Raw genomic sequence first — 7,077 nt, 5'->3', positions numbered from 1 at the left:
CGCGGGGATGGTCCTGCGGACGGCCGCCGAGCTGCCCGCCGCCATCGAGGCGGCCGGGCGGCTCGAACCGCGGGCGTGCAGGGACCACGTGGCCCGGCACTTCGGCGTCGGGGCCATGGCGGCGGCGTACGAGCGGGTCTACCGTCAGGTCCTGCCCGAACCGCCCGGCATCTGAGGCGATCGGGGAGATCCGGCGGGTGCGGTGGTCAGGGCTCCAGGGTGATCCCTTCGCGTCTGAGGTCCTCGATGATGCCGTCCACCAGCCGGGTGCTGACCGTGTGGTCCAGCCGCCCGTTGTCGCGCAGCTCGCGTACGGCCGGCACCGGGTCGGGGTCGGCGAACAGCCGTTCGTCGGAGTAGTCGACGGGCCTGCCGGTCGGGTCCACGGTCCACCAGGACGCCTCCAGCGCGATGCCGTTGGGGTCGCTGAAGTAGATGGAGCGCAGGAAGCCGTGGTCGATCACGTCGGTGACCTCGCAGCCGTGCTCCTTGAGCCGGTCGCGCATCCTGATCAGCGCGTCCTCGTCGGGCAGGTGGAGGGAGAGGTGGTCGAACTGGGCGGCCTTCGCGTACGGGACGCCCGCCGGTTTGGCGAAGCTGTCGATCTCCTGGTCGGTGTACTCGAAGAAGGCGACGGTGTTACCCGGCGCCACCTCGAAGAAGTAGTGCTTGAACGCGTCGGGGATCGCGAGCGTGGTGACGAGACGGGCGTCGAGCACGCCGTGCCAGAACCGCACGGTGGCGTCCATGTCGGCGGTCACGAGGGCGAGGTGGTGCACCCCCCGCCAGTGCACCGTTTCCGGGGTTGCAGCCATGCGTCAACAGTACGCCTTTCAACTACCCCTGTCATTCACCCGCCGTTCAGATGACCTTGCCGGGATTGAGGATGCCGTACGGGTCCAGCGCCCGTTTGACGTCGCGGTGCAGGGCCAGCACGTCCTCGCCCAGCTCGTCGCGCATGCCGCGCTTCTTCAGCAGGCCCACGCCGTGCTCGCCGGTGACGGTTCCGCCGAGCGCGATCGCGTCGTCCAGGATCGCGTCGAACGCCCGCTCCGCCCTGGTCCTGGCGGCCTCGTCCCCGGCGGGCACGATGATGAGCGGGTGCAGGTTGCCGTCGCCCGCGTGCGCGATGTTGGCGATGTGCACGCCGTGCTCCTTCGCGTGCCGCTCGATCCGGACGAGCATCTCCGGGACCAGGCCGCGCGGCACGCAGACGTCCTCGGTGAGCACCGGGCCGAGGCGTTCGAGCGCCGGGTAGGCCAGCCTGCGGGCGGCGAACAGCGCCTCGGCCTCCTCCGCGTCCGTCGAGCGGGTGCTCCAGGTCGCGCCGGCCGCGTCGAACGCCTCCTGCAGCGCCCTGGCCTCCTCGTCGCCGGGCGTGTCGGTCCTGCCCAGGAGCAGGACGTTGCCCATGTCGCTCAGGCCCATGTTCTTCCAGTCGTCCACGGCGCGCAGGCAGTAGCGGTCGACCAGCTCCAGCGCGGCCGGCGTCAGGTGGGACTCGGCCGTCCTGGCCACCGCCCGGCCCGCCGTCTCCAGGTCGTCGAACGCGCCCACGACCGTCCGCTGGGCGCTCCTGCGCGGCAGCAGCCGCACGGTGATCTCGGTGATCACCCCCAGCGTGCCCTCCGAGCCGACGAACATCGCGGTCAGGTCGTAGCCCGCGACGCCCTTGCGGGTCCGGCGGCCCACCCGTACCAGCTCGCCCTTCCCGGTGACGATCTGCAGGCCGAGCACGTAGTCGCGGGTCACGCCGTACTTGACGCAGCAGACGCCGCCCGCGTTCGTGGCCGCGTTGCCGCCGATCGTGGACCAGGGGGAGCTGGCCGGGTCGGGCGGGTACCACAGGCCGTGCTCGGCCACGGCGGCGCGCAGGCGGTCGTTGACCACGCCGGGCTGGACGACGGCGAGCTGCTCGGCCGGGTCGATCTCCAGGATGGCGTCCATGCCCTCCAGGGCCAGCACCACGCAGCCGTCCACGGCGTTCGCGCCGCCGGACAGGCCCGTGCCCGCGCCCCTGGCGACGACCGGCACCCGGTGCTCGGCGCAGATCCGGACGACCTGCCGCACCTCTTCCGGAGTGGCCGGTCTGACCAGCACGGCGGCGCGGCCCACGGGAGCCCAGGCGGCCTGGTCGCGGGAGTAGGCGGCCACCACGTCGGGCTCGTCGAAGACGCGGCCCTCAGGCAGGACATGGGCTAGTTCGTCACGGTACGACACGCGAGCACGGTAACACCCGGGCACGGTAACACCCGAGGTCAGGCGTGCCGTTCGGTGAACGACAGGATGCGCCGCCAGGCGTCCTGGCACGCCTCGGCCCACTCCTGGAAGCCCCGGTCGAAGAAGGAGTGGGGCGCGCCCTCGTACACGTGCGTCTCGTGCTCGGTGCCGGCCTTGTCGAGCGCGGCCGTGTACGCGTCGAACTCCTCCGGCGTCGAGGCCGTGTCCGCGCCGCCGCGCAGCAGCAGGAGCGGCGCTCCCGGCGTGTCGGCCGGCGGCTGGCCGGCGAAGCGGAGCGCGCCGTAGAAGCCGATCCCGCCGGCCAGCCCGTTGCCCTCGGCGGCCAGCCGCCAGGAGTGGGCGCCGCCGAAGCAGAAGCCCACCGTGAACACCGGTCCCGTCCTGGCCAGGTCCGCCGCGGCCTCGCCGACGTCGGTGCGCACCTGCTCGGGCGTCACCTGCATGACGTGCGGCTTGAAGTCGAAGTCGTCGCTCCGGTCGCCGGTCCCCGCCGTACGGCCGAAGTAGTCGATCGCGACCGTACGGAACCCGGCCTCGGCGAAGCGCACCGTCAGGTCCCGGTAGAAGGGGTGCAGCCCGCGCACGTCCGGCATGATCACCACGCCGCGCCCGTTCGGCTCGGCGGGCTCGGCCCGGTAGGCGAGGAAGCGGTTGCCGTCGGCGGCGGTGAGTTCGACCTGCTCGTGAGAGGCCGCCTGCCCGTCGATCGGGGAGGCGGGCGGCCTGCTGTCAGTGGAATGGCACATGCCTCAGAGCATCGGGCCTGCCGGCCGCCCGATCCAGGTACTGACAGGGACATGCTGGCAAACCCAGACCAGAGGCAGACTTGTCGCATGAACACGGAGCTGGGCGCCTTTCTCCGCTCGCGCAGGGGTGAGGTCGTGCCCGAGGACGTCGGCCTGGCGTCGGGCCCGCGCCGGCGGGTGCGCGGGCTGCGCCGCGAGGAGGTCGCCGAGCTGGCGGGCATCAGCGTCGAGTACCTCGTACGGCTGGAGCAGGGCCGGGCCGCTCGCCCCTCGGAGGCGGTCGTGGAGTCGCTGGCCAGGGCCCTGTCCCTGTCGGACACCGAGCGCGGCCACCTGATCGACCTGGCCAGGCTGCCGCGCCGCGACCCCGCGCCGCCGCGCAAGGTGCGGCCGGAGCTGGCCCGGCTGCTCGACCTCATGGACGGCGTGCCCGCCATGATCACCGACCACCGGCTCGACCTGCTGGCCTGGAACCGGCTGGCCGCCGCCCTGTTCGCCGGGTTCGGCGACGGCGAACGCAACCTGGCCCGTTACGTCTTCCTCGACGAGATCAGCCTTTATCCGGATATGTCGGAGATTCAGCGTGGGATGGTCGGGCAGCTCCGGCTCGCCACCGGCCGCCACCCGGGCGACACCGCGCTGATGGCGCTGATCGGCGAGCTGTCCGTACGGAGTGAGCGCTTCCGCACCTACTGGGCCGGGCGCGTGGTCAAGGAGCGGACCCACGGCGTCAAACGCTTCACGCATCCGGTGGTCGGGGAGCTGAGGCTGCACTTCGAGACGTTCGAGCTGCCGGGAGCCTCGGGGCAGCGGCTCAACACCTTCCACCCGGAGGCCGGCAGCGCGTCGGAGGAGTCGCTGCGGCTGCTGGCCTCCTGGTCGGTGAGCTGAACGGCAGGATCCCGACTGCTGAACGGCCGGATCCCGGCCTCCGGGGCCGGCCGGCCGGGTGGCGGGTCAACGACCGGCAAACGCCGCCGTCTGTCGGTTGTGGGCGCCCGCCCGTCCTCCGATGATCGAGGCGTACGGCGAGCTGTCTGGCGGAGGTAAGCGACATGGCACATCACCCCAACCTCGACCCCGAACTGCGGGCGGCACTGGACAACGCGCCCGTGCCCCTGCCCGTGGTCGACCTGGCCGATCCCGACCTGGACCTCAGCGCGAACCGGGCGCAGATCAACGCCCTGCTCGCGGCCGCCCCGCCGGCCGAGACCGAGGTGGCGATCGAGGAGCGGCACGTGCCGGGGCCCGACGGGGCGCCGGACGTCCGGCTGCGGATCTACCGGCCGCCGGGCCCGGCCACGGACCGGCCGGGCGTGTACTGGATCCACGGCGGCGGCATGATCCTCGGGACTCCGGAGATGGACGACGCCCAGGCCATCGCCTGGGCCGAGCGGCTCGGCGCCGTGGTGGTCTCCGTCGACTACCGGCTCGCGCCCGAGCACCCGCACCCCGCGCCCGTCGAGGACTGCTACGCCGGGCTGGTGTGGACCGCCAAGAACGCCGGGGACCTCGGCATCGACCCGGCCAGGCTGGCGGTCGGCGGCGCCTCGGCCGGCGGCGGGCTGGCGGCCGGAACCGTGCTGCTGGCCCGCGACCGGGGCGGCCCCGACGTGTGCTTCCAGCTCCTGCTCTGCCCGATGCTCGACGACCGCAACACCACGCCGTCCAGCCACGAGTTCGCCGAGGCGGTCATCTGGGACCGGGCCGCGAACCTGTTCGGCTGGAAGGCGCTGCTCGGCGACCGGATGGGCGCCGACGACGTCCCGCCCTACGCCGCCCCCGCCCGCGCCGCCGACCTGGCCGGGCTGCCGCCGTCGTTCGTGGACGTGGGCGAGCTGGAGGTGTTCAGGGACGAGTGCGTCGAGTACGCGCGGCGGCTGGTGCAGGCCGGGGTGTCGACCGAGTTCCACCTGTACCCGGGGGCCTTCCACGGGTTCGACATGATGATCCCGGACACGGACCTGAGCAGGCGGGCCAAGGCGGCCCGGGACGCCGCGCTCAAGCGGGCGTTCCTGCGCTGAGGTCCTGAGGGTTGGCGCGCAGGCGGACGAGAGCCAGCGCGAGGTGGGCGCGCAGCCGTCCGCCGGAGTCGGCCAGCGAGAAGCCGAGCACCGACTCCGCGCGGGCGATGCGCGCCGCCATCGAGCTGTGGTGCAGGTGCGCGACGGCCGCCGCGCGCCGTACGGAGCCCTCGGCGCAGAGCGCGCGGACGGCGGCGCGGGCCTGGTCGCCGAGCCGCTCCATCGCCCGGACGTCGGCCAGCCCGGCCACCGCCGCGTCGGGCAGGTCTGCGTACAGGGCCAGCGCGCCCAGCTCCGACCAGCGCACCACGCGGTCGTCGGGGCCGGTGAAGCGCAGCGCGGTGCGCGCGCCCGCCCACGACTCGGCGGCCCGGGTTCCGGGCAGCTCGGGGCCGATGCCGACGCGGGCGGAGGCGGGCAGTTCGGGCGGCCCGGGTAGTCCGGACAGTTCGGGCGGGGCCGGGGTCGCCAGCACCGCCTCCGTGGCGCCGATCCTGGCCGCGCGCACATGGCGGCCCGTCAGGCGCAGCGCGGGCAAGACCGACAGGGCCGGGTGGACCGTGCGGTCGGGCAGTGCTGGGTGGTCGGGCAGCGCGATCGCCAGGGCCTGGAGCGGCGCCGACGGGTCGAACCCCAGCAGCCGCAGCGCCCTGGCCCGCTCCGCCTCGCCCGTCTCGGCCGACAGGGCCAGCTCCACCAGCGCGGGGTCGCGCCCCTCGCGGGCCAGCGCCGCCGCCCGCTCCAGCGTCACCTCGGCCGCCGCCGCGAACCGTTCGAGGACGATCTCGTCCAGCCCGTGCGGGGTACCCTCGCGCTCCATCCACACCGTGCCCGCGCCGCCCGCCAGCTCCCTGGTCGCGCCGCTCCAGGCGGCGGCCGGGTGATCGGTGGTCCCGTTCGCGTGTGTACGGGTGCGCTTGTCCGCCTGGGCGTCGAACAGCCCCACCGGGCACTGCGTCAGCCGGGCCGTCGCCGCCAGCAGCGTGGGCACGCTCACGTGGTCACGCACCAGCGAGTCGAAGTACGCGATGACCCGCACCGCGCTCTCCGCGTCGGAGTCCAGCGTCGACAACCGCAGCAGCAGCCCTTGCACGTTTCCAGAGTATGTCCGGAACGCACCACCTAGCGAGGCTACCAAGCGTGCGCTAGGTTGGTAGGGTGGATCTCGACTTCACCGCGGCCGAACAGGACTTCCGTGCCGAGGTTCGCGACTGGCTGGACCGGAACGTGCCCGATCCGCTCCCCTCGATGGACACCGCCGAGGGCTTCGAGGCGCACCGCGCGTGGGAGGCCCGGCTCGCCGCCGCGCGCCTGTCGGCCGTCTCCTGGCCCGAGGAGTACGGCGGGCGCGGCGCGTCCCTCATCGAATGGCTGATCTTCGAGGAGGAGTACTGGGCCGCGGGCGCGCCCGGCCGCGTCACCCAGAACGGGATCTTCCTGCTGGCCCCCACCCTCATGTCGGCCGGCACCGAGGAGCAGCGGCGCAGGTGGCTGCCCGGGATGGCCAGGGCCGACCAGGTGTGGGCGCAGGCGTGGTCGGAGCCGGAGGCCGGCAGCGACCTGGCCGCGCTCAGGTCCCGCGCGACACGGGCGGAGGGCGGGTGGCGGCTGCACGGGCAGAAGACGTGGAGCTCGCGCGCCACGTACGCCTCCCACGGGTTCGGCCTCTTCCGCACCTCGGAGGAGGCCAGGCACCGCGGGCTCACGTACTTCATGTTCCCCCTGGACCCGCCCGAGGTCACCGTACGGCCGATCGCCCAGCTCGACGGGCTGCCCGGATTCGCCGAACTGTTCCTCGACGGACTGTTCGTCCCCGACGACATGGTGCTCGGCGCCCCCGGCGAGGGCTGGCGGATCGCCATGGCCACCACCTCCTCCGAACGCGGCCTCGCCCTGCGCAGCCCCGGCCGCTTCCTGGCCACCGCCGACCGGCTCGTCGAGCTGGCCAGGGACGGCGACCTGGCCCTCGCCGACCTGGCCGCCCGCTGCTGGAGCGACGCCGAGGCCTACCGGCTGCACACCTACGCGACCGCGCGCCGGATCATGTCCGGCGCGGAGATCGGGCC

The 7,077-nt window shown here is 73.6% G+C and carries 7 protein-coding genes; 3 read left to right on the top strand and 4 right to left on the bottom strand.

Going from position 1 to position 7,077, the window contains the following annotated elements:
* Window positions 1-206 precede the first annotated feature (206 nt).
* Genes KME77_RS08880 through KME77_RS08870 form a run of 3 tightly spaced genes read right to left on the bottom strand, consistent with a single transcriptional unit; the run spans window position 207 to window position 2,987 of the window.
* Complete coding sequence (locus KME77_RS08880) at window positions 207-815, bottom strand: VOC family protein (RefSeq protein ID WP_219463840.1); 609 nt, start codon at window positions 813-815, stop codon at window positions 207-209.
* A 46-nt stretch (window positions 816-861) separates the two neighbouring features.
* On the bottom strand, window positions 862-2,220 hold the full coding sequence (locus KME77_RS08875; protein WP_219463837.1) for an FAD-binding oxidoreductase: 1,359 nt from the start codon (window positions 2,218-2,220) through the stop codon (window positions 862-864).
* Window positions 2,221-2,258: 38 nt separating this feature from the next.
* Window positions 2,259-2,987, bottom strand: a complete 729-nt coding sequence (locus tag KME77_RS08870; RefSeq protein WP_219463835.1) for a dienelactone hydrolase family protein — start codon at window positions 2,985-2,987, stop codon at window positions 2,259-2,261.
* Between the two features lie 87 nt (window positions 2,988-3,074).
* On the opposite strand from KME77_RS08870, the gene KME77_RS08865 reads away from it, so the two are divergent.
* A complete protein-coding gene (locus tag KME77_RS08865; RefSeq protein WP_219463833.1) occupies window positions 3,075-3,878 on the top strand; it encodes a helix-turn-helix transcriptional regulator in 804 nt (267 codons plus the stop codon).
* Window positions 3,879-4,042: 164 nt separating this feature from the next.
* Window positions 4,043-5,011, top strand: a complete 969-nt coding sequence (locus KME77_RS08860; RefSeq protein WP_219463831.1) for an alpha/beta hydrolase — start codon at window positions 4,043-4,045, stop codon at window positions 5,009-5,011.
* Here the strand turns inward: KME77_RS08860 and KME77_RS08855 are convergent.
* The gene (locus KME77_RS08855; protein ID WP_219463830.1) at window positions 4,989-6,104 is read right to left on the bottom strand and encodes a helix-turn-helix domain-containing protein; all 1,116 of its coding nucleotides are present in this window, start codon (window positions 6,102-6,104) and stop codon (window positions 4,989-4,991) included. The genes KME77_RS08860 and KME77_RS08855 overlap by 23 nt on opposite strands.
* A 65-nt stretch (window positions 6,105-6,169) precedes the next feature.
* Here KME77_RS08855 and KME77_RS08850 point away from each other — a divergent pair.
* Window positions 6,170-7,077 (top strand): acyl-CoA dehydrogenase family protein (locus KME77_RS08850; RefSeq protein WP_219463827.1); only part of this gene is annotated, 908 nt, incomplete at its 3' end.

Origin of the sequence: Nonomuraea rhizosphaerae, from assembly GCF_019396405.1 — a bacterium.
In the GTDB taxonomy this organism is placed as follows: Bacteria; Actinomycetota; Actinomycetes; order Streptosporangiales; family Streptosporangiaceae; genus Nonomuraea; species Nonomuraea rhizosphaerae.
The sequence above is the reverse complement of the archived record's forward strand: the minus strand, read 5'-3'. Positions and strand labels throughout refer to the sequence as shown.

Bases quoted from the DNA above. Each gene is read 5' to 3' on its own strand.
- KME77_RS08880 (WP_219463840.1), bottom strand. From the start codon at position 815: ATGGCTGCAACCCCGGAAACGGTGCACTGGCGGGGGGTGCACCACCTC.
- KME77_RS08870 (WP_219463835.1), bottom strand. From the start codon at position 2,987: ATGTGCCATTCCACTGACAGCAGGCCGCCCGCCTCCCCGATCGACGGG.
- KME77_RS08865 (WP_219463833.1), top strand. From the start codon at position 3,075: ATGAACACGGAGCTGGGCGCCTTTCTCCGCTCGCGCAGGGGTGAGGTC.
- KME77_RS08860 (WP_219463831.1), top strand. From the start codon at position 4,043: ATGGCACATCACCCCAACCTCGACCCCGAACTGCGGGCGGCACTGGAC.